The organism is Beggiatoa alba B18LD (genome assembly GCF_000245015.1).
Taxonomy (GTDB): Bacteria; Pseudomonadota; Gammaproteobacteria; order Beggiatoales; family Beggiatoaceae; genus Beggiatoa; species Beggiatoa alba.
This window is the reverse complement of sequence record NZ_JH600070.1, coordinates 2,242,301-2,264,938: the sequence shown is the minus strand read 5'-3', so window position 1 is coordinate 2,264,938 and position 22,638 is coordinate 2,242,301. Positions and strand designations below refer to the sequence as shown.

The 22,638-nt window shown below is 40.2% G+C and carries 22 protein-coding genes; 12 read left to right on the top strand and 10 right to left on the bottom strand.

Annotated elements, in window-relative coordinates; translation table 11 throughout:
• Positions 1 to 19 precede the first annotated feature (19 nt).
• The 3 genes from surE to BEGALDRAFT_RS09225 all read right to left on the bottom strand — a co-directional run bounded on the left by surE (position 20) and on the right by BEGALDRAFT_RS09225 (position 2,203).
• Positions 20 to 790 carry a 5'/3'-nucleotidase SurE gene (surE, locus tag BEGALDRAFT_RS09235; RefSeq protein WP_002685956.1) on the bottom strand — a complete coding sequence of 257 codons (771 nt, stop codon included), beginning with the start codon at positions 788 to 790 and terminating at the stop codon, positions 20 to 22.
• Between the two features lie 62 nt (positions 791 to 852).
• The gene (nth, locus tag BEGALDRAFT_RS09230; RefSeq protein WP_002685954.1) at positions 853 to 1,485 is read right to left on the bottom strand and encodes an endonuclease III; all 633 of its coding nucleotides are present in this window, start codon (positions 1,483 to 1,485) and stop codon (positions 853 to 855) included.
• Between the two features lie 31 nt (positions 1,486 to 1,516).
• The gene (locus BEGALDRAFT_RS09225) at positions 1,517 to 2,203 is read right to left on the bottom strand and encodes a hypothetical protein (protein WP_002685953.1); all 687 of its coding nucleotides are present in this window, start codon (positions 2,201 to 2,203) and stop codon (positions 1,517 to 1,519) included.
• A 198-nt stretch (positions 2,204 to 2,401) separates the two neighbouring features.
• Between BEGALDRAFT_RS09225 and BEGALDRAFT_RS09220 the strand changes: the two genes are divergently transcribed.
• The 4 genes from BEGALDRAFT_RS09220 (at position 2,402) to BEGALDRAFT_RS09205 (ending at position 8,163) form a co-directional block, all read left to right on the top strand.
• Positions 2,402 to 4,030: a sensor histidine kinase gene (locus BEGALDRAFT_RS09220; protein ID WP_002685951.1), complete on the top strand. Its 1,629-nt coding sequence runs from the start codon at positions 2,402 to 2,404 to the stop codon at positions 4,028 to 4,030.
• 72 nt (positions 4,031 to 4,102) lie between these two features.
• The gene (locus BEGALDRAFT_RS09215; protein WP_002685950.1) at positions 4,103 to 5,485 is read left to right on the top strand and encodes a sigma-54-dependent transcriptional regulator; all 1,383 of its coding nucleotides are present in this window, start codon (positions 4,103 to 4,105) and stop codon (positions 5,483 to 5,485) included.
• An 83-nt stretch (positions 5,486 to 5,568) separates the two neighbouring features.
• Complete coding sequence (locus BEGALDRAFT_RS09210) at positions 5,569 to 6,714, top strand: Rpn family recombination-promoting nuclease/putative transposase (RefSeq protein ID WP_002685948.1); 1,146 nt, start codon at positions 5,569 to 5,571, stop codon at positions 6,712 to 6,714.
• A gap of 147 nt (positions 6,715 to 6,861) precedes the next feature.
• Complete coding sequence (locus BEGALDRAFT_RS09205; RefSeq protein ID WP_002685940.1) at positions 6,862 to 8,163, top strand: tetratricopeptide repeat protein; 1,302 nt, start codon at positions 6,862 to 6,864, stop codon at positions 8,161 to 8,163.
• A gap of 90 nt (positions 8,164 to 8,253) precedes the next feature.
• Here the strand turns inward: BEGALDRAFT_RS09205 and BEGALDRAFT_RS09200 are convergent, their stop codons facing one another.
• Positions 8,254 to 8,604, bottom strand: coding sequence for a SiaC family regulatory phosphoprotein (locus BEGALDRAFT_RS09200; protein ID WP_002685939.1), 351 nt, complete (start codon positions 8,602 to 8,604; stop codon positions 8,254 to 8,256).
• A 257-nt stretch (positions 8,605 to 8,861) separates the two neighbouring features.
• On the opposite strand from BEGALDRAFT_RS09200, the gene BEGALDRAFT_RS09195 reads away from it, so the two are divergent.
• Complete coding sequence (locus BEGALDRAFT_RS09195; protein ID WP_040294931.1) at positions 8,862 to 11,237, top strand: sensor domain-containing protein; 2,376 nt, start codon at positions 8,862 to 8,864, stop codon at positions 11,235 to 11,237.
• A gap of 23 nt (positions 11,238 to 11,260) precedes the next feature.
• Entirely contained in the window at positions 11,261 to 12,685 is a 1,425-nt protein-coding gene (locus BEGALDRAFT_RS09190; RefSeq protein ID WP_002685937.1) for an EH signature domain-containing protein, read from the top strand.
• On the opposite strand, the gene BEGALDRAFT_RS09185 is transcribed toward BEGALDRAFT_RS09190, so the two are convergent.
• Positions 12,682 to 13,098 (bottom strand): DUF3592 domain-containing protein, encoded by a 417-nt coding sequence (locus tag BEGALDRAFT_RS09185; RefSeq protein ID WP_002685936.1) that lies wholly within the window; start codon positions 13,096 to 13,098, stop codon positions 12,682 to 12,684. The genes BEGALDRAFT_RS09190 and BEGALDRAFT_RS09185 overlap by 4 nt on opposite strands.
• A gap of 133 nt (positions 13,099 to 13,231) precedes the next feature.
• Between BEGALDRAFT_RS09185 and BEGALDRAFT_RS09180 the strand changes: the two genes are divergently transcribed.
• Entirely contained in the window at positions 13,232 to 13,771 is a 540-nt protein-coding gene (locus BEGALDRAFT_RS09180; RefSeq protein WP_002685935.1) for a TIGR00645 family protein, read from the top strand.
• A gap of 98 nt (positions 13,772 to 13,869) precedes the next feature.
• Positions 13,870 to 14,289 (top strand): RNA-binding S4 domain-containing protein, encoded by a 420-nt coding sequence (locus BEGALDRAFT_RS09175; RefSeq protein WP_002685934.1) that lies wholly within the window; start codon positions 13,870 to 13,872, stop codon positions 14,287 to 14,289.
• Between the two features lie 2 nt (positions 14,290 to 14,291).
• On the opposite strand, the gene BEGALDRAFT_RS09170 is transcribed toward BEGALDRAFT_RS09175, so the two are convergent.
• A complete protein-coding gene (locus tag BEGALDRAFT_RS09170) occupies positions 14,292 to 16,268 on the bottom strand; it encodes a TonB-dependent receptor plug domain-containing protein (RefSeq protein ID WP_002685932.1) in 1,977 nt (658 codons plus the stop codon).
• 136 nt (positions 16,269 to 16,404) lie between these two features.
• Here BEGALDRAFT_RS09170 and BEGALDRAFT_RS09165 point away from each other — a divergent pair, with 136 nt between their 5' ends.
• Both BEGALDRAFT_RS09165 and BEGALDRAFT_RS09160 read left to right on the top strand, forming a co-directional pair.
• Entirely contained in the window at positions 16,405 to 16,875 is a 471-nt protein-coding gene (locus BEGALDRAFT_RS09165; RefSeq protein ID WP_002685930.1) for a DUF3592 domain-containing protein, read from the top strand.
• Between the two features lie 47 nt (positions 16,876 to 16,922).
• Positions 16,923 to 17,420, top strand: a complete 498-nt coding sequence (locus BEGALDRAFT_RS09160) for a YcxB family protein (RefSeq protein WP_002685928.1) — start codon at positions 16,923 to 16,925, stop codon at positions 17,418 to 17,420.
• A 12-nt stretch (positions 17,421 to 17,432) separates the two neighbouring features.
• Here BEGALDRAFT_RS09160 and queE read toward each other — a convergent pair whose 3' ends face one another.
• Complete coding sequence (gene queE, locus BEGALDRAFT_RS09155) at positions 17,433 to 18,074, bottom strand: 7-carboxy-7-deazaguanine synthase (RefSeq protein ID WP_002685926.1); 642 nt, start codon at positions 18,072 to 18,074, stop codon at positions 17,433 to 17,435.
• Between the two features lie 101 nt (positions 18,075 to 18,175).
• On the opposite strand from queE, the gene BEGALDRAFT_RS09150 reads away from it, so the two are divergent.
• A complete protein-coding gene (locus BEGALDRAFT_RS09150; protein WP_002685925.1) occupies positions 18,176 to 19,831 on the top strand; it encodes a hypothetical protein in 1,656 nt (551 codons plus the stop codon).
• 318 nt (positions 19,832 to 20,149) lie between these two features.
• Here the strand turns inward: BEGALDRAFT_RS09150 and BEGALDRAFT_RS09145 are convergent, their stop codons facing one another.
• Genes BEGALDRAFT_RS09145 through BEGALDRAFT_RS09135 form a run of 3 tightly spaced genes read right to left on the bottom strand, consistent with a single transcriptional unit; the run spans position 20,150 to position 22,010 of the window.
• Positions 20,150 to 20,872, bottom strand: coding sequence for an ABC transporter ATP-binding protein (locus BEGALDRAFT_RS09145; RefSeq protein WP_002685923.1), 723 nt, complete (start codon positions 20,870 to 20,872; stop codon positions 20,150 to 20,152).
• Positions 20,873 to 20,877: 5 nt separating this feature from the next.
• Positions 20,878 to 21,621: a hypothetical protein gene (locus BEGALDRAFT_RS09140; protein ID WP_002685917.1), complete on the bottom strand. Its 744-nt coding sequence runs from the start codon at positions 21,619 to 21,621 to the stop codon at positions 20,878 to 20,880.
• A gap of 47 nt (positions 21,622 to 21,668) precedes the next feature.
• Positions 21,669 to 22,010: a DMT family protein gene (locus tag BEGALDRAFT_RS09135; RefSeq protein WP_002685916.1), complete on the bottom strand. Its 342-nt coding sequence runs from the start codon at positions 22,008 to 22,010 to the stop codon at positions 21,669 to 21,671.
• A 380-nt stretch (positions 22,011 to 22,390) separates the two neighbouring features.
• On the opposite strand from BEGALDRAFT_RS09135, the gene rpmE reads away from it, so the two are divergent.
• A complete protein-coding gene (rpmE, locus tag BEGALDRAFT_RS09130; RefSeq protein ID WP_002685914.1) occupies positions 22,391 to 22,600 on the top strand; it encodes a 50S ribosomal protein L31 in 210 nt (69 codons plus the stop codon).
• Positions 22,601 to 22,638: the final 38 nt, after the last annotated feature.

The window sequence follows — 22,638 nt, the reverse complement described above, 5'->3', positions numbered from 1 at the left end:
GCATATTGATGTTGAATCATTAACGCTTCAAGGTCTCAATCGGTTTTAACCATCCGCGTGTTGCATCTAATGCCGAATAACGGGTTAAATCTACATGTAGTGGGGTGATAGAAACAAAGCCATGACGAATTGCATGAAAATCAGTGCCAACGCCTGCATCTTGTTCTGCACCTGGTGCACCGACCCAGTAAATATTCCGTCCGCGCGGGTCTTGGTCTTTAATTACAGGGGCGGCACGGTGGCGACTGCCTAAACGGGTGACTTGCATCCCTTGTAATTCCTGAAAAGCGACATTTGGCACGTTGACATTTAAAATTGTATCAACAGGTAGAGGTAAATCACCGCCGTGAAATTGTTGCAGTAACAGTTCGACAACAGTGGCAGCCGTTTCATAATGTTGGGGGTTTGGATAACCTGCCAATGAAACCGCAATCGCGGGTAAGCCTAAAAATCGCCCTTCCATTGCAGCGGCAACAGTGCCTGAATAAATCACATCATCCCCTAAATTCGCTCCTTCATTAATGCCTGACACAACAATATCGGGTAATTCTTCCAATAAGCCTGTAATGGCTAAATGCACACAATCTGTCGGCGTTCCATCTACATATAAAAAACCATTTTCTGCGGTATAAGCACGTAAAGGATTTTCTAGCGTTAATGAATTACTGGCTCCGCTGCGATTTCTATCGGGCGCGACAACGGTAACATCGGCAAAGTTTTTCAATTTCTTAACTAAACACGCAAGACCCGCAGCGCGATAACCATCATCATTACTGACTAATATTTTCATGAGTAATTTGTCGATATCAATTAAGTGTTAAAGGAATGATTGAATGATTTGCGTGAGCTAACTTAAAGTGTTTTTTCTTCAAACTCGCAAAATTCAGCAATCTTGCACTGTACACATTTAGGATTGCGTGCTGTGCAGGTATAACGACCCTGTAAGATTAGCCAATGATGTGCACCCATTTGATAAGCGGGAGGAACGACTTTTAACAGTTTATCCTCCACCTCACGCACCGTTTTTCCTTTGGCTAAACCTGTCCGATTGGAAACGCGGAAAATATGTGTATCAACGGCAATCGTTGGCTCGCCAAACGCTGTGTTTAAAATGACATTTGCGGTTTTCCGTCCTACACCTGCTAATGCTTCTAAAGCCGCTCGTTCACGTGGGACTTCTCCCTGATATTTTTCTATCAATGTTTCACAGGTTTTTAAAATATTCTTTGCTTTAGCATTATATAAGCCAATCGTTTTAATATACGCTTTTAAACCTTCCTCACCTAAGGCAAGTATGGCTTGTGGCGTATTTGCGACTGCATATAAGCGAGCCGTTGCTTTATTCACGCTCACATCGGTTGCCTGTGCTGAAAGAATAACCGCAATTAATAATTCAAAGGTAGAGCGATAGACTAATTCTGTTTGTGGGGTTGGGTTTTGTGCTTCTAAACGGGCAAAAAGTGCCTGACATTGTGTTGCGTTCATTATGTCTCATCATTCATAAAGATAAAGTAAGCTACGAGGCTTGTTCAGTGGCAGGAATAGCTCGAGAGAAAGGGCGAAACAAGAACGGATAGCGTTTTATAAACTGCATGGTTAAAACAACTAATAAATCTAGTAAACAATAAAATGCACCCGCACCTAAGGGCGGATTATGGCTATTTATCCCTAACCAAGCGACTTCTGGCAACCAGTACCAATTCCCTAACCCTGTACCTACAATTTCCAAGCTTAATGCCATGACAAACATGCTGGCATATAATTTCTTCCAACGTCCAAACAATATGCACAACATAAAAATTAATGACAGCAAACTGCTTAATGTATCTATTTGATGGAAAACATTAAATATTACTAAAGGCAAGGTTAAACTGGGGACAACCCAAATAATCCAATTTGGCAACCGTCGTGCAACTAATAGCCCCGTGATGAATAATAAAACATGCCCTGCTGGAACAAATAAAGGCACATTATCCAAACGATAAATATACAATCCCCATACTAATGAGAGAAAAAGCTCCCCTAACGTGGCATAAACAAGGCACAGGATGAGCTTAACGCGAAGCACAGGACTGTGTTGCCAAAGAATGCGTAAAAAAATTGCCCAAACAATCAGATTAACGCCCAGTTGACCATAATCAGGAACATATTGGTCAATAAATAACCCCGAAATAAATAGGCAAGGAAAAAAAAACAGTGTCATTGTGTGCCAGATAATAATGCTAAGAGTAATAGGGAAAGTATCGATAAAAGCAGGATTTTATCTACTCAGCCCAAGGATAAAAAGCACAAAATCATTGCTCATGCACCTTGATGTTACGATACGTTTAAAAAATTTAAGCTTTAATACAACGCCTATAATGCTTATTCAATTAGCCACGATTTAACACAAACATAACCTATGTTGACGAATACCCTTGATGTGACCAGCGAAAACCCAGATATAAGCCGCTCCCCCGATTGGACAGCCCTATATCTCTTTAATTTTTATCGCTTAATCATAGCTCTTTTATTTGTCATCACCTTTATTACAGACTCTGCTCCAAGCTTTTTAGGACGCTATGACGAACCCCTATTCCTAATTGTTGCGTGGGTTTATCTTGGCTTTGCCCTGACTTGCATCTTTATGACCGACTACCGCTACCCCTCTTTTAATCTGCAAGTGCTAGGACAAATCCCCATTGATATCTTACTCATCACCCTATTAATGCACACCAGTGGCGGGGTTAGTAGTGGTATGGGCATGTTATTAGTTGTTTCAGTGGCAGGGGGGAGTTTACTGTCTGAAGGACGCACGGCGTTTTTTTTCGCTGCAATTGCTAGTCTTTGCGTATTAGGACATGTTTTTTACGCAGATGCCTTTAACTGGTTTCAAACAACCAGCTATACACACGCCAGCATGTTAGGGGCAACCTTTTTCGCAACTGCATTTTCAGCCTACACACTGGCAAAACGTGTTAGAATCAGCGAAGCTTTAGCACGACAACGCGGCTTGCATGTTCAATATCTCGCCCAACTAAATGCCGAAATTGTGCAACACATCCAATCAGGCATTTTAGTCATTGACGTAGTAGAACGTGTTCGCCTATTCAATGAAGCCGCTACGCGATTATTATCTCTCCCAGAGGACCCTTCAGGACGCACACTCACTGCGGTTTCTCCTGAATTAGCAAAACAATTTACCCATTGGCAAACAAAACGCTTCAACACCTCCGAAGTATTCCGTCCTCCACGCGGTGAAACAGAAATTATTGCAACCTTTACCTATCTAAATCGTGGAGAATCCCTAAGCGTTCTAATCGTATTGGATGATGCCACCCTCACAACCCGACGCGCCCAACAACTTAAACTTGCCTCATTAGGACGTTTAACTGCTAGCATTGCGCACGAAATTCGTAACCCCTTAGGCGCAATCAGCCAAGCAGGACAACTCCTTGCAGAGTCAATCCAATTAAATGCCAGTGAAACACGCTTAGTACAAATCGTCGTGACCCAAGCACAACGAGTCAACAATATTATTGAAAACGTACTCCAACTCAGCCGCCGCGAAACCAATACCCAACAATTCTCACTCAGCGAATGGCTATTAGAATTTGCCGAAGAATACCGCATACAACACGGTTTAACGAATACACAATTCGTCGTAGAAACCCCAAATCAACCCCTATTTGGCTACTTTGACCCGACCCAACTTTACCAAGTCGTTAGCAACCTCTGTGATAATGGTCTGCGTTACAGCCAACATGAACCATTATTAACCCTCGCATTAGGCGATACAGAAGACTCTAAACGTCCCTATTTAGAAGTGATTGACACAGGTAAAGGGATGCCTGAAGCCGTTGCAGCCCAAATTTTCGAACCGTTTTTCACCACAGAAGCAAAAGGTACAGGCTTAGGACTGTATTTAGCGCGTGAAATTTGCGAAGCAAACCAAGCCGTTTTACAGGTAGTGAACAACAGTGAACAAGGCTGTTGTTTTCGTATTTTATTGACCAATCATACAGACAACGCCATTTCTTACATGATGTAAAAAAGCGATTATTTTATCTGCCTCACCGTTGTCTTTAGTTCCTGTCATTTTTAACAAATACTGAGAAAAATTATGTCACGTCCGAAATGTCTTGTTGTTGATGATGAACCCATCATTCTTGAACTCTCAGCACAGACACTTAGTCCGATGAATATTGATTGTGTCGGTGTTGGCACATACACAGATGCCTGCGAACAACTGAAGACACAAACCTTTGATTTGTGTTTAACCGATATGCACTTACCTGATGGTAATGGCATTGATTTAGTCAACCTTATTCAACGGGAATATAGCAACATCCCTGTTGCCGTCATTACTGCTTTTGGTAGCGTTGAATCTGCCGTACAAGCCTTAAAAGCAGGCGCGTTTGATTTTGTCACCAAACCTGTCGATATTAAAGAATTACGTAATCTTGTTGCCACTGCCCTAAAACTCGCGGAAAAACATGAAGAAAGTTTTTCCTCACTGGTCGGCGAATCCACAGCCATTCAAGCCCTGCGGGTTAAAATTGCCAAATTAGCGCGTAGCCAAGCCCCTGTTTACATTCGCGGTGAATCAGGTGTTGGCAAAGAAGTCGTTGCCCGATTACTTCACGCACAAGGCGCACGTGCCAGTAAACCCTTTGTCCCCGTCAACTGCGGTGCAATTCCCACTGAATTGATGGAAAGCGAATTTTTCGGACATAAAAAAGGCAGTTTCACAGGCGCGACGGCCGACAAACAAGGCTTATTCCAAATTGCACAAGGAGGCACTTTATTTTTAGATGAAGTTGCCGACCTCCCATTACATATGCAAGTCAAACTCTTGCGCGTCATCCAAGAAAAGCAAATGCGACCTGTTGGCGCGACCAAAGAAATACCCGTCGATGTCCGCATTCTCAGCGCAACACACCGAGACCTTGCTGATTTAGTCAAACAAGGCAAATTCCGCCAAGACTTATTTTATCGAATCAACGTAATTGAGCTACATGTCCCACCATTGCGAGAGCGTACACAAGATATTCCCTTACTGGTTGAACGCATTTTACAAAAACTCACTGAAGGCAACGGCAATGCAAAATTACGCTTGTCCGCCAATGCGATGGCATTTTTACAAAGCTATCATTTTCCGGGGAATGTACGTGAATTAGAAAATATTTTAGAACGTGCAATGACACTGTGTGATGATAATGTCATTCAAATAGATGACTTACAGTTACCCAAATTAGAGGAAGCCTCAAATAACCATGATGAATATACCGAAGATGATTTACTGAGCATCGCCACATTAGAAGAAAATAGCGCAGGTTTAGACCCTTTACTTGAAGATTTAGAACGCGATAAAATCATGAAAGCCCTAGAAAAAACAAAAGGTAATAAAACCCGTGCCGCACGTTTATTAGGCATCAGTTTTGGCGCATTACGCTACCGCCTGACTAAATTTAAATTGCATTCTAACTCTGAACAAAATGAATAAATAAATCGCTTCATTTTCATCTCGTTTTCATCGAGTGGATGAAAACGAGGAATTCTGATTAAACCTGCCAAACGCCATGCACTATGCCCACAAAGAAAAATCCAAACACATCCGCCAAAAAAAGCGATAAAAATAAACCTGAACACGACCCAAGCTATAAACGTTTTTTTTCCTATCCTGAAATGGTAAAAGATTTATTAGAAGGGTTTGTGCATGAAGAATGGGTAAAAGAATTAGATTTTAATACATTAGAAAAAGTCAGCGGACAATTTACCAGCCACGATTTAAGAAGCCGTGATAATGATGTGATTTGGCGAATTCGTTGGAAAGGTAATTGGTTATATGTCTATATTTTGCTGGAGTTTCAATCTACGGTTGATGATTACATGGCAGTGCGTTTAATGGTTTATATTGGTTTACTCTATCAAGACCTATTAGACGCAAAAATTATTACTAACAAAAAACTCCCGCCTGTATTACCGATTGTGCTCTACAATGGACAAAGTCGTTGGAACGCACCGCTCAATGTTTCTGATTTAATTGAACCTTCTCCCCTTCAAAAATATCAACCTCAACTACATTACTTATTAATTGACGAAGGTGTTTATAACCCGAGCGACTTATCAAGTTTACATAACCTAGTTGCAGCATTATTTCGTTTAGAAAAAGCCCAAAATGAAATAGAAGTGTCGCAAGTACTAGACTTATTGATTAAGTGGCTAAAAGAGCCTGCACAACAAGAGATAAGACGCACTTTTGCAGCATGGTTAAATCGGGTTTACCTACCACACCATTTACCGAAGAGCACAATCTCAGAATTAGTAGACTTACAGGAGATAAACGTTATGTTAGCGGAACGAGTCGCCAACTGGTATGAATCAGCAACACAAAAAGGTTTACAAGAAGGGATACAACGGGGAATAGAACAAGGCATACAGCAGGGTATACAGCAGGGCATACAACAAGGCATACAGCAGGGTGTGCAAAAAGGTGTACAACAAGGCAAACTTGAAGGTCTTGCAGAAGGTGAAGCAAAAGGCACATTAAAGGGCATCAAAACTGCGTTAATGGCTATTTTAACCATGCGTTTTGGTGAAATATCTCCTACGATACAACAAAATATCGATACCATTCAGGATGTAGCACAGTTAGAGCAATTAACGTGTCAAGCTATCGTAGTCGACTCTTTGGAAATATTTCAGCAACAGCTTTTACCAACAACACACTAATTTTTATCAAGACAGGTTTAGCAGACACGTTATGATTTGCTAAACCTACACTTTATCCTAAAAGCTTAATAAATTTTGGTTTATTGAGACTAAAACAGATACTTTGGTCATTCCCCTGTTAAACGCATATCCTTGATGTTGTAAGCCATGACTGAAGAAAAAGCCCCCGTAAATTCCGCCCCACCCGTCCCTGCATCACCACCAATTCAAAATTTTCCTTCATCTGTTTACGAATCTTCTACCAATAAAAATACTTATTTGCTGAAAGGTTTGGCAGCTGACCGATTTGAATTATACGGTGATGATGTTGTTGGTTTATTAGTCCAAGATTTGGCAAAAAGCCTTGAGTTATATCGTAAAGAGGCAGAGTTAGGCATCCCCGAAGCGCAGAACCAACTCGGACTTATTTATGCGTTAGGTAAAAATACCGACGTGGATTATAAAAAAGCGGGCTATTGGTTTCGGGAAGCGGCACAACGTGGGCATTACCGCGCACAGTACAATTTAGGATTATTTTGTTATCGTGGTCGTGGCTTACCTAAAGATGAAGAACAAGCCGTTTATTGGGTGACTAAATCCGCACAACAGGGTAGCCCAGAAGCACAAAATTTATTAGGTCTATTTCATTGTTTAGGCTGGGGTGTGCCTGTAAATACAGAACGTGCCGTGTTTTGGTTTCAACAAGCCGCGCAACAGGGTTATAAATACGGTGGCTTTAATCTCGCCATGATGTATAACAATGGTTTTGGTTTTACAGAAAAAAATCAGCTGTTAGCGTTTCGTTATTTCTTAAAAGCAGGTGAGCTAGGGATTGCAGAGGCACAAAATCAGGTTGGTTTTGGATATAGTTATGGGATTGGAACAACCGCTGATAAAGTGAAGGCAGTTGAATGGTATCGTAAAGCCGCAGAGCAAGGGCATGTTCGTGGACAATATCATCTTGGGGTAATGTATGAACAGGGATTAGGCGGATTAAATACTGATGAAAAACAAGCCTTAGAGTGGTATCGAAAATCTGCCGAAAAAGATGATTGTGATGCACAATATCATTTAGGACTGTTTTATTTAAATGGCATGGGGGGATTGCGTAAAAATATGGAGGAGGCGGTTAAATACTTAAAAAAAGCCGCAGCCGCTGATATTAAAGACGCAAAAGATGCACAGATACGTTTAGCAAAATTGTATCAAACAGGTAGCGGTAATATTGGGATAGATATGCAGCAAGCATTGCATTACTACTCGCTAGTCGCCCAACAAGGCGACGAACAAGCCCAATTTCAATTAGGCTTGTTGTATGAGTATGGTTATGAAAACGGCGACGATGTGATTAAAAAAGATTTTGTTTTAGCAAAGCAGTGGTATCAAAAAGCAGCAGAACAAGGACATGTAGAGGCTTGGATTAATTATTTATGGCTACGTTGGTTAAAGTGGCTCATCCCTTCACTTTAAATCCGCTGTGACCTTTTTCGTAACCGTCATTTTTATGACAGGTGTAACACGTTACACACTGAGCGTGGAATCCGTAGGTATTTCCCGTTTTTACTGTAAAGAAAGTTGAAAACTGGGTAAAACACGTTTGATATTCGTCAACATACGGTCTTGCCAAGTAATATCTCGTAATCCATGCACCACAACTTGCGTTTGTTGTTTGCGTTCCATGAGCATGAGGAATTTAGATAAGGTATTAATCCCTGAGCTATTCATCAGCTCTAATGCACGTAAATCAATAGTAATTTTAGGTAAATCTTTCGCAGCTAATTCGTTTAGCATTTCTAAAATAGGGGTATAAGCCTTGCTGTCTTGTAATTGCAATTTTCCCTGAAATGTCACTGTTCCCGTGAACATATTGCTTTCAATACGATAATCTTCTGCTTTTAATTTCTTAAACATGATAGATAACTCCTAAAGTCCGATTGTTCTGAAATACCTTGATTTCCCCTTTTAGCAGAAAACATGCCATCGTTTAAAGATTAGCACGATATCAGGGTAACTCTATTATATATAAAGTATTTTATTAAATAATAAATACCTATTTTGCAATCGTAACGGAAAGGGATAAACGCTATATAATGAATAATTCACGTTAAAGTATGATAAACCAACACCCTTAATATGACTGTCAATCATTTTATGAAAGACAGATGACTATGGCAGGACGGTTAATGAGCGCGTTATATGACCAGCAACAGCCTTTTTTAGAATTAATCCCACAGTTAGCAGAAGCACTACTCGTTTACCAGCAAGACGGTAAAATCATTGCGTGTAACCCACAAATGACACAATTATTGGGGGTTCGTGCAGAACAATTATTGGAACAAACGCATTTACCCTGTTCCTGTATTTGGGAAAACGGAATGGAAATTAGTCCAGAAGATTTTCCTGCTCATATTGTGCTACAAACAAAACAACTTTATGCGAATCAATTAATTGGTATTTATCGCGCTGACGACCAACTGATTTGGACATTAGTCACCGCTTATCCACTGAATATTAACCATCAAGAACAATGTGTGATTTGTAAATTTGTTGATATCAGCACTTATATCCAACGTGAAGAATCTTTATCAACCAAACTCAATTTTTTTACCCAATTATTTGAAAATACCACTGTTGGCATGGCAATTACCGATATTCAAGGACAATTTGTTTATCTGAATACGGCTTTTTGCGACCTGTTTGGCTATCGTTTTGAAGAATTGATTCACCAGCCTTTTACCTGTTTATTAGCCCCCGAATTGCACACTAAGGCAATGCAATGGCATGTCAGATATTTGACAAATGCCTCCAGTAATAGTGGTAATTGGCCATTACAGCACCGTGACAAACACCTGTTACGCCATCATATTGCCGAAAGTCAATTAATGGACGAGAAAGGACATTTATTTAAAATCACCACAATTACCAATTTACAACATTATTATCAACATAATAACCTGATTTTACCTGATTTAAGTCACTATACGATGTGGCTACCGCAACTGTTACGGGCTTTATCCATTACATTACTCAGTGTTGATAAACGAGGTATTTTAGTTTTTGCTCAAGGCGATAATTTAGAAATTTTAGGTATTCATGCCGATGATTTAGAACAACCCCTGTTTAAAACTGACTCCCCTATCCTGCGTTTTTCTGCCCAAATCAAACAAGCTTTGCTTGGCGAGACATTACAAGAAACTTTTCAGCAAAATAATCGATTGTTTAATCTACATTTCTTGCCACTCATGGATTTAGATTTCTGTGTTGGTCTCTTACTGCTTTTACAAGACACCACCGAACAGCATCGCCTCTCTGCCCGTGTTAAAACCCTAACCCAAGAAACTAATTTACTCATAACTCATGCAGAACTAGGATTGCTCACAACACAAGGGCAATACATCACTCGCGTTAATCCGCGTTGCGAATCGTTATTCGGGTATAGTCAAATTGAATTGCTGAGTCTGTCTATACAACAGCTATTTGTAGATTCAAGGGATTATGACTATATCAATCATCTCATCACTGAAAAAAATTTCGATTATCAACCGCGCCAATGGTTACGTCGCAAAGATGAAACCACGTTTTATGCGCATATTCGCTTACAACCCAGCCAAACCCAAAAAACCCTATGGCTGGTTGAAGACTTGACAGTTAAACAACAAACACAAGAATCGCTTGCAATTGCAGATATTGTTTGGACAAATAGTGATAACGCCGTTTTTCTACTTGATAGTGAACACCGAATTCTCCGCGCAAATCCTGCCGCGACCCATTTTACAGGTTACTTTGAAGCAGAATTGACCGAACGTTTTTTACAAGATTTACAAGTTGAATGGTTAGATAATCATATTAATGAAGCAATTACCAGCGCGTTACAACATAATCGCCATTGGCAAGGCATGGTATGGCAACGACATAAACGTGGCGGTATTTATCAATGCCATTTAACCGTTCAACCCTATCAGCCCGCGTCGCTCCCTGAACGACGCTATATCGTCATTCTTAACCAACTTCATAACCAACGTTCTGCTTTACATGACCCCTTAACGCAATTGGCGAATCGTGCGTTATTCTGTCATAACCTCAATAAAACCCTTACTTCGGCAAAGCGCAATCATAAAACCTTCGCCTTACTACTGATTAATATCGATAACATGGCAGATATTAATCAACAATTTGGCTACGTATTAGGGGATAAATTTTTACAACGCTTAGGCACGAGTTTTGAGGAAATTTTAAGACATAGCGATTTAGTCGCACGTTATGACGGTGCACAATTTATCATTGCCTTGGGTGAAATCAGCGAGCCACAACACGCGGGATTAGTGGGAGAAATGCTCCTGTTTAAAGCAACCCAACCACTGAATTTAGAAGATTGCTTATTACAATCTAAAGCCAGCATTGGCATCGTGGTTTATCCACAAGACCAAGGAGAAGTCAATGAATTACTAACCATGGTTGAACTGGCAACCCAACAAGCGCAACAGTTAGGCGGTGACCAATGCCTGTTTTATAACCTTGCCTTACAAGCACTCCATAAATCTTAAGTAATAAATATAGATACATCGCTATGAAACTGCGTCGAGCTTTGCAAGATTGCCAAGAGACCGTGAAAAAGTTTCACACGCATCATTTACGGGTACTCAATGACTTTCGACTGGTCGCTACGGCTAAAGCCCTACCAGATTTTGCGATGGAAGCCAAAATACCTAAAGAAAGCGAGCTATTACTGCTATATGAAAAATTTCAACAAGCGATTCAAAACCAGCAGTGGCAAACCATTACCGCACGTGATTGGCGACGGGCGGCGTGGGTGCTGTGGTATGGTCAGCGCGGGCGCACATTAGCTGAAAATGACTTATTTTTAAAATATTTCTGGCGACAACTACGTGGCAATGCGGCGGCAATTAAACGGCTTATCCGTGTATATTTACGCGAATTTGACCAACAACCGCCGAATTTATTAGAAATTTCGCAATTCATTCTTGCGCAAGTGCTCAAAGCACCAGCAGATTCTATGCTGGCACGCTGGAAACAGTATAATGAGGTATATCAGATATTTATCCCGCAAGGCAATGGGATTGATAAATTAGCACAAGCCTGTTTACATGCTGATACGGCGCAAATATTGACGGATGCAGGTTTAACAGGGGAATTGTTAAACAGCGGCTATGCCCGTGTCGCTTACCGTAAAGCCCTTGAAGAGTTGGAGGAATATTTATTACAGGGTTCAGAAAAAGAACTCTCGCGCTTATTAGCATGGACAGATGACGGTGGACGCTTGCGTTATCCCAGTTGTCGGCGCGAATTAGCTCATGCCTTACTACTCCCTTGGCAACTGAACGAACCAACCCCCGCACTAAAACAACGAATTCAAATTTTTTTATTGCAATATTTACAAGACCCGCGTGTCTCTCCTGCATTATGGCAAGGTGTGCAAACAGAGGCTTTACAAGTATTTTACCGCTGGATGGTAGGTTCTACCCTAGAAACTTTTTTCAGTATCCTAGACCAATGTGCATTAGATGCACAATGGCGATACCGCCGAGCGTTTTGGTGGGCATATTATGAACGGCAATATATCGATGAAGCATGGCTTGCCGTGGGTAAAACCATTCAGAAATTTCTAGCAAAACGTCCAGAATTAGCACAAAGCCTGCAAAATGCTTACGGCACATTAGATGGGGCAGGGGTGCGCGGGAATCAAACCGTTTTATTGTTCCGAATTCGGAATGTGATTATCGCGGAATGGAGTCATGGCGGAAAATGTCATGTATGGCTCACGGATAGTCCTGATAAACCTTTGTTTTATCAAGAAACTTATTTGCGCGATATGGTCACGGCTAATTCACTGAAGTTAAAAGAGAAAAATCGTCAAGCAGGGATTACACATTACAATAATGAAGCGGGTGGCTGGCAAACTGAGCTAGAACATTTTATTTATGAACAAACCCGTATAGACATGTCACCCGCCGACTATATGCCGAAAATTTAGGCGTACCAGTAAATAATCACTATCAGGAACAGGACTATCGGCGCGATACCGACAATGCGTAAAATTTGATGGTAGTCGTTGATTTTATCGCTAATGACGCTAGTTGCATAATTTTCGCTGGGGTCATCCGCTTGATAAACGACTTCGACAGTGTCGTCATTGCCTAAATAAGCCAGCTTTGGTGTGGGGAATAACACAGTATTCTGATAAGTTTGTTGATTAATGTTAAAAACATAACTCACAGCCGTAGTACGACTTCTCGCTTGCTTTTGCATAATTTGCGCACGAACACGTTGTCCTGCACGCTCAAGTAATTGTAAATCAGCAATTTTACTGGACAAAAAGACAAACATCATGCCCGCTACCATCAGTAATGTTACCATGAGTGCCAGTAAAAATAATAATGTAATCATAGAGTCCTCATATTTTTGTGGAGGGGAATATTGGTTTTAGTCATTATGCACTTTATATCTTAACCGCTGTCAGGTCGGACAGATTTATTATTATAACTGGTTTGCAATAAACAACTTTGATATTAGAGGCATTATGATTGAAAAACAGATTGAACGTGTAATTTTTGGCAGTCGCTGGTTGCTTGCCCCGTTTTATATTGGTCTTGTTGCAACCTTAGTCGTGTTATTAGTCAAGTTCCTATTTAAGTTCGTGGAGATGCTGTTTAGTATCTGGAGCATGGAGGGAACGGCGTTAGTCTTGCCTATTTTAGGATTAGTTGACCTTGTTTTAGTCAGTAATCTGCTGATTCTAATTATTTTTAGTGGGTATGAAAATTTTGTTTCTAAGATTGACGAAGCGAAAACACATGATGACCGCCCTGATTGGATGGGCAATGTCGATTATGGCTCTTTAAAAATTAAAGTAATTGGTTCTATTGTGGCGATTTCTTCTATTGATTTGCTCAAAGCCTTTTTTGCGATTGAGCATTATGATAAGGAGGATTTAATGTGGTTAGTGATTGTGCATTTAACCTTTGTAATTTCTGGAGTGTTATTTGCGGTGATGGAGCGTTTATCCCATCCTGCTCATCCTGAACCTGCTACCGCAACAGCAGATAAGCCTCACCACTAAGCTATTATTGAATAATATAAGTTGTATGACGCGATTTAGCCATTCATCGATGATAAATCGCGTCATAGCGCGATAATTATTTAAGAATGGGTTTTATCATGCGTGATGAAGATGATGATTTAGACGATAAGGTACGTTTAGATAAATGGTTATGGGCTGCCCGTTTTTTTAAAACGCGCAGTTTAGCCATTGATGCGATTACTGGTGGAAAAGTCCATATTAATCAGCAACGCACTAAACCTGCAAAAGAGGTGCATATTGGTGATGAGGTGCGTATTCAGCAAGGCTATTTTGAACGCACAGTGATTATAAAAGGTTTATTAAAACAACGTCGCCCCGCCGCTGAGGCGGCTTTATTATATGAGGAAACCACAGAGAGTCTTGCAAAACGTCAAACTCAGCAAGAGCAACATCAGTTAGAGAGGTTAGTACGTCCTACAAAAGCAGGTCGTCCCACGAAACGCGATAGACGCTTGATTCATCGCTTTACGCAGGACGAAGGCGGGAAAAAGGATTAAAGTTAAAATTGATAATGTACTTGTAAAGCGACTTCCCGAGAAGTGACAGGTAACGGCGCGTGTCCGCCATTGTAGGGCTGAATCAGTTCTAAATTTTCTGCAAAAATATCATAAATGCCTAAGCCAAACTCCCATTGTTTGGCAGATTTAGGCTGATAACGAAAAAAGAGATTTGTCAGCATTGTATTCGGCGATTCAAATAAAATGGGGGTTTCTGTTTCATCTACTCGGGCATAACCATAACGCTGACTGAGGAAAATCCACGAGGGATTAATCGACCATGAAGCAGATAATTTAATATGGCTATTCAGCGTAATTTTATGGGCAGGAAAGGCTAAATTAAGGTCGTGCTCTTCTCCTGTTTGCCAGTTCATTGATTTATAAGTATTAGCACTATCATTAGGGATGGCATAGCTGTAATTGAGCGTTGCGTATCCCCACGACTTTATCAAACGAAATTCTGCTTCTAATCCTTGTGTTCCCGATTGTTCTGCATTGAAATAGGTTTGCGTAATGGTGTTGGGGATAACATCATAAACAATCGTATCTTTGGTTTGGATATGAAAGAGGTTAATGGTTAAAACCATTTCTTTATTGAATTGATAACCTACTTCTGTTTCAAATACATCGGTCTGCTCTGGCTTTATATCGGGATTTAAGTAGTCATTTTCTACCGTTGGACTACGATACGCCCCACTGTATAACAGTTTAAAATGCCATTGATTATTAAAATATTTGGTATAAGCAAGGCGTGGTGATAAATCATCCCCAAATTTGCTATGTTTGTCATAGCGTGCTCCTAGGGTAAAATTTCCCCATGGACTTTGCCACGCACCTTCTAAAAAAGCGGTGAGGTTGTGATAGTTGGATAAATGCCGTACTTCGGTCGAGCGGTCTATATTGCGGTCATAAAACATTTCTAAACCGCTAGATAGGGCTAGCGTATCACTGAATAAATAACGGGGATTAATATTGAGTAAAATACGGTCAGTTGTTGCACGGGTTTGATATTGGTCTATTAATAATTGATTCCATGTATCTTGGTGCGATAGAGTCACTTGCGTGTCGATGGAAAGTTTAGGGTTAATATGCTCAATATAGCGGTTTTGCCATGCAAGGGTACGAAAATCATTATTCCATGCAATCGGTTCAATTGTGCCAAATAAATCGCGGTTAGTAGTTCGATAATTATCAACTAATAAGCGACTGCTAAAATTTTTATATTGAAAACCTAAATTTAAAAATGCAGGGTCTAATGTATTTTCATTTGCCAGTGAAAAACGGTCGCCATAAGGGTCGATATAATCGCGGTCGCTCCGTCGTCCTGTGCCAAGATAACCCATTGCGGTGAATTTAGCGTCTCCAAGACTTTTTCCTGCCATTAAATTTATAGATTGTCGTGCTGTTGCCGATTCCATTTTGCCATAAGTGACAGAGGCATGAACCCCGTTTAAATCACTTGCTTGCTTACTAATAATATTAATAACGCCTAGTTCAGCAAAACCGCCATAGAGCACAGAGCCTGCCCCACGAATAATTTCTATACGTTTAATTTGTTCAACAGGATAATGATTGCCCAATGGATTATTGCCGAAACGTCGTTCGGTCATTTCTATCCCATCGATGAGCAATAAAATTTTTCCTTCATGTGCCCAACTGCCCCGCATACCTAAGCCAACAATATTGCTCACATCGACACCAAAGTTAAACCCTGGCACAAGGCGGAGAATATCGATTAAATCCCGCGCGCCACTGTTTGCAATTTCTTCTTCTGTCACAATGGTTACGATGCTCGGTGTTTCTGCTAAATTCTTTTCTAGCGTTTTAGTCGCAACTTGAACCTTAACATGCATTAGCTCTTCTATTGATAAATCAATGATTTCATCATCAGTATTAGCATTCGTGGTGTATGCAATGGTCAAGGAGCTATAAGGTAGTAGTAGGCTCAAGAGAGGGAGTATAGAAAGGTGATTGAACATAACGTGCTTAACTCATCAAAAATTAAAATTGGGTTTAGTATCAATTAAAATAACAGGAGTAATAAGAATAAGTTAAAATTTATTGTATTGTTAAAGTTGATACACTTAGGGATAGCAACGAGGAAAATTGTAAAAGATGCGTAAACATTATCTTTTCCCCATTTTTGCTGGTTTAATCATGCTGATGGGTGTTAGCTTATTAGCCGTCGGCTTTATAGAATTTAATCACGCCCGCGATAGTGTGAATTGGCTAGAAACAACAGGAAAAATCATTCAGTCTCATGTGAGTCAAAAATCCGTGAGTCGTGATCAACATGAACAACTGATGTACATTCCACAAATTCGTTATGAATACACATTTGAAGGTCGTATTTATCAATCTGACCGTGTTAATTTTTTGCCTCAAAGTACAACACAAGTAGATGCAGAAGCGGTTAGCCAACGCTATCCCGTTGGTAAAATCGTTACGGTTTATTGTAATCCTGATAATTTACAACTGGCTGTTTTAGAAGTTGGCGCAAGTCAGCAAAACTATGAACCTTTGATTTTAGGTGTTTTTCTATTGGTTCTGGGTTCATTTTTACTGAGAAAGCACTATAAAAAGTAGTTAATATTCTTGTACGCAAAATATATGCCCTGAGTGAAATATTAATCATGTCTTATCAAATAGAGGTTCATTATAATCGGGCGATGATTCGTTATGCGTTGAATCGCTTTATGTTGCAACGGATTGGTGTATGGACATTATTACTCACTATTGCCGCTCTGTTTTGTATGCCTATTTTGTTGATTTTTTGGAATAATTTAATTTTATTAATGTTTACCATTGGTTTATGGCTGGGGGTTAGTCTATGGGGGATTATTTATCTATTACGTCTGCGTCAAAGTGAATTAATTCTTTCTAAAATGTCTTGCCCTGTTGCACAAATGACATTCACGCCCCAGCATGTCATTGTCTCTTCGAGCTTAGGCTCAAGCGAATTAAAATGGTTAGCATTCGATGAAATTCTCCAATTTAAGCAAGCGTGGTTGCTGATTTATGCACGCTCAGGCTATATCAATATTCCTGTTCAGGCGATGTCTGATGAATTACGTGCTTTTATTCTGGCTTGTTTTAAACAAGCTCACGCCCAGCAAGCACCGTTAAAATAAGCAGTCTTAATCTTAAGGAATGCCTAATAATTTATGTGTTTGCAAACTCAACCGCCATTGTGGATGTGTTAAACAATACTGAATTGCTTGCTGTGTGTTTAGCTGATGGTTTTCGTTATCCAGTGGTTGTAAAAAAAAATGTTGGAAATTTAAGTGTGCAAACCGTTCAGGCATCGCGTGGTATTGAGGGTACACTAATTTTAATTCTTGCCCACTGGTTAACACTAATTGGGTATTCGCTTTTGGACTGACACAAATCCAATCAATGCCTGCGGGGGCTGGCAGTGTTCCATTGGTTTCTATGGCAACGCTAAATCCTGCACGGTGCAATGCAGAAACTAGCGCGCTATCGAGTTGCAATAAGGGTTCGCCCCCTGTGCATACAACATAAGGTTGAGCGCGTGCGTCTTGTTGCGCTGACCATGTTTGTGCAATTGCAGCAGCAAGTTCATTGGCTGTTTTAAATTTGCCACCGCCTTCCCCTGTAATACCATTGAAATCAGTATCACAAAACTGACAGGTTGCGGTCGCTCTGTCTATTTCTTGTCCTGACCATAAATTGCAGCCCGTAAAACGACAAAACACGGAGGCTCTGCCAGTTTGAGCACCTTCACCTTGTAAGGTATAAAAAATTTCTTTTATATGATACGTCATTGTTTTACAACTACCCTTGTCACTCGCTTGTCTTTCCAAACGTCTGGTTTCTGATTATCCTGTTTACCCTATTTTTTACTGTTTAACGCCTTTCATCACTCATGTCTGCTACCGCTATTTTACGTTCTCCCCGCTTCCAAATCTGTTGCCTGCTGGTGTTTTTTCTTGGGTTATGGCTTACTGCTTGGTTGCCTGTTTTTTCTTTTACCTTTCATGATGATGATGGGCATGTGATGCGGGTTGCTTTAAGTTATCCGTGGCATACATTTTTAACAGACCCCGCAGCGTATCAAGAATTATCAACCGCGCATTATATGCCATGGGTCTTATGGAGCTATCAACTGGATTTAGGGTTAGCAGGAGATGCAAATCCTGATATTTTTTTTATCCATCAATGGCTATCTCTGACGGTTTTAATTTTATTAATCAGTTTATTGGCGTGGCGAATTGCAGGACGTTATCAAGCGGGTGTCATTGCGTTATTACTCTTACTCACCCATCCTAGTTTATTTCAATTATTAACAGAAAATTATACCCGTCACTATGTCGAAGGTGGCATTAGTATCACCGTATCGAGTTTGGCGTTATTGCAGTGGTGGCGAACTGCACAAGCACGTTGGTTGGGACTTTGCTTATTTTTTTATGCCTTGGCAGTGTTGGCAAAGGAAATTTATTTAATCGTTCCATTACTGTATTTCTGGCTACCACAATTTCAACTGTCGTGGGTGAATTTACGCCGTATTACAGGATTAATTGCAGGTTATTTCTGCATTGCTGTTGCTTATCTCTTGTTACGTCAAACCCTATTAAGTACGGTTGGGGGGGGCATGGAAGGGATGAGTTTGCAACCTTTATTAACCGAAGTATTTCAAGGATTAACAAACGTAACAACTTGGTTTACCGCGCAAAATATGCTGGTTTTGAGCGCGACCTTACTGGCGTTAGTCTTAAGTCAATCACGCCTTAAATTATCTTTTTTCCTCATACTCGCCAGTGCCTTTTTAATCTTACCATCCATTTTTGCCCCGCATATGTGGCGTAGTCCTGAAGAACATGCCGCCCGTATTTTATTATCAAGCTATTTATTTTTAATTCTTTTTACCGCTGTGACGCTTCCGATAGGGTTTGCACATTATCGTCAACGCTTTACGGAACAAACACAAACACGTTTAGTGATTATCAGCTTATTGTTCGTGTTTAGTTGGGGCGTATGGGGAAGCGTACAAAATCATGCCCGTGCTGAAAAAACACAGCAATCTGCGAATGATTTAATCACCAATGCATTATTAACGGTTCCCGTTACTTATGATGCCTTAGTTGCGCCTAAAGGTTTTGTGATGGGGGAATTGCACTGGACTGTCCGTTATTTTCACGGTAGCACGCCAGAATTATTATGGTTAGAGCAGGATATTGTGCAACGCTTACAAACAGGAAAACGGGTCGGTTATGTTGACCCAGCTTGTCATTGTGTGAAATTGTTAGAAACTCCGCCACAACACTGTCAAACCTATTTGCCCAGTGACGCAATTCAAGCTGTATTTCGCTATGAAATTTCAGGGCAACTGATGTGGGATATTCAATTGCAGGGGCGTACAGGAGAGGCAGGCGTTTTTTTTATTGATCGTCAACATGTCGCGCCTTTACGGGCATTTACAGCGCGAGTCAGTCGTGCCCGTCAGGGAGAACCCTATCGTTTTTACTTTACAGGAGAGACGGGAGAATGTTGGGTTAGTCCGATTTATCATATTAATTTCTAATTAACCTGAGGTTGGTGAGTTTCTTTTAAAAAGACAAGCGTTTGTCTGAATCAGGATTAGCAGGATTAAAAGGCGTGATTCACCTGACTTTTGGGTTTGAGGATTTTAAATCCTGTTAATCCTGAAAATCCTGATTCAGACAATGTTTTAATCTTGTCTGGTGAATCCAGATGAAAAACAAGAGAATAATCTCTGCCAGTCCTTCAACCCTTTTCGCGTGTTCCGACAGACCTGCTAGGTTTTCAAAACCTAACAGGTCTCTGTTTTATTTTATAAATCTCGCAGAACTCAGGTTAATTAATTAGAAAATACAGACTATTAAGCAATACAATTTAAATAAGCCTGTTCGATATTCGGACTGTTGAATTGTGCGCAACAGTCGGCAGGCGTTCCCACAAAACGTAATTGTCCCGCGTGTAAAATTGCCATGCGGTCGCATAAGTTTTCAACATCTACTAATAAATGCGTACTAAAAAATAGGCTCACCCCTTGAACTTTTAAGTCCAATAAATAACGCTTTAAATAAGCGCGTGCTTTAGGGTCTAAACCGCTCATAGGTTCATCCATGACCAATAATTTTTTTTGTGCGGCAAAACAAGCCGCTAACCCTAATTTTTGCGCCATGCCTTTAGAATAACTTTTTATCGGTCGTTGGAGTGCATCAACTGCTAAATCAATTGCCTGACAAATTGATATGATTCTTTCAATTTCATAAGGTTGTTGATGCAGTCGTGCCATATACTGTAAAAATCCTTGTCCTGTTAAAAATGCAGGCGGGGCAAACTGTTCAGGAAAAAATGCCAATTGTTGTCTTGCATTAGGATTGGTATGTGCTTGATTAAATAAATAGATATTTCCTTGATTAATATTGCAAAAATCTAAAAGGCTTTTGATTAAAGTCGTTTTTCCTGCACCATTAACCCCTACTAAGCCGAAAAACTCCCCTTGCTTTACTTGCAAATTAATATCAGTAAAAACAGGATGTTTCTGGGTGTAGTGTTTACTCACCGCTTGTAATTCAATCACTATCTCTTCAGGCATGATATTTATACAGATTTTGCCGCTTCAACTTTCAATACACAAAGAGAGTCACCCGCAGCAACGCATTTAGCGCGACGAACGCATGTTTTTGGCAGGCTTGGGTGTTGGTTGAGTATGCCTTGCACGATTCCACTAATCACATAACAACGTTCTTGGTCTAAACCGAATAGCATTTTTAATTTACTGCTTGGCACACTGACAAAATCAGAGCGAATAAGATGTAAGGCATTGTCTTTAATCTCAGCTTCTATAAATGTGCCCAGTGCAGGAATAACAACCTGTTGCAATGCTGCTTCAATCGTATCTTGGGCGGATAAGGCATCACGATATTCTTGAGCTAACTGTATGCCAATTAACTCGCCAAATGGGACAGATTTTTGTTCACGCTCTTTACTTTTAAACTCGCTTTCAAACTGTTGAATCAGCTCAAGTGCTCGCGGTGTTTGCCAAAACTTCAGAATATTTTCAACGGTGGGTTGGTCAGGTTGTAACAACGCTTCGGGAGATTTTTCTTGATTGGCTTCAATGCTGACAACGGCATGAACACCTGGAATGGCGACTAAATTTTTCCGCAATGAATCAGGTACATCACCTGTTGCTTCTAATGTGAGAAAGGTTTCCGCGCCGTTATTACTCAGGCGATGCCGCTCATATTTCATTCCTGATTCAATGAGTAACGCAACAGTATGTCCTAATACACCGTGATTTGTGTCGATACTGAGGGTAATTGCAACTTTAGGTCTGCTCATAAGTGGTATATCTCCATCGTCACTATTTTATTGTTATAAAATCATTGTTAGCTACGAAAAATAAAGTAAACCGCTCCCATTAAACAAAGTGCCGCCCATAAGTAATCTAGCTTTAACGGTTGTTGCATGTAAAAAAGGGAAAAAGGCACAAAAATGCTTAATGTGATGAATTCTTGCAAAATCTTGAGTTGTGGCAAACTTAACTCGGTGTAACCAATACGGTTTGCAGGTACTTGTAATAAATATTCAAATAAGGCAACCCCCCAGCTTAACAAGGCAGCTATGTACCAAGCTTGCGTATTTAAATGCTTAAGATGCGCGTACCACGCAAATGTCATAAAAATATTGGATAAACTTAACAATATCACAGTTTGTAGAATAACGGGCATAACGGTTTAACCATGTAATGAAATAAATTCCTAGAATCTTTGCCAATAGTCACAGGCATAAAATTGTTATATAACGTATTTTTGAGGAGATTGCTAGCTGTGTGTATAGCGAGAAAGTAGCGATAGAATATCATCTAACATATTAGTTTTTTATTTGAGGGTTTTTAATCCCATTAATCCTGAAAATCCTGATTCAGACAATCAGGTTTTATGCGTTTAAAACCTGAGAGGTATGAGATGTAATAGGTGTGTATAACTTTTTGCTATCAAAAAGAATAAATAACTTGCTGTTTGGGGGTAACTTCATTAAAATATATTGCCATTTTGTTTACCCCTTAGAATTACACACCCAGCATAAAATATTGAGGTTTTTAGTTATTATGAAGCCTGAAATTCATCCCGCCTACGCTGAAATCAATGTGACGTGTAGCTGTGGTAACACCTTTAAAACCCGCTCTACTACTAAAAAAGACTTACACATCGATGTGTGCTCTGCCTGCCATCCTTTTTATACAGGTAAGCAAAAGATTTTAGATACGGGCGGTCGCGTTGATAAATTCCGTCGTAAATATGGTAGCAAAGCCGCATAATTTTGTACTTTGTCGCTTATTATGGTGTTGTCCTGTTT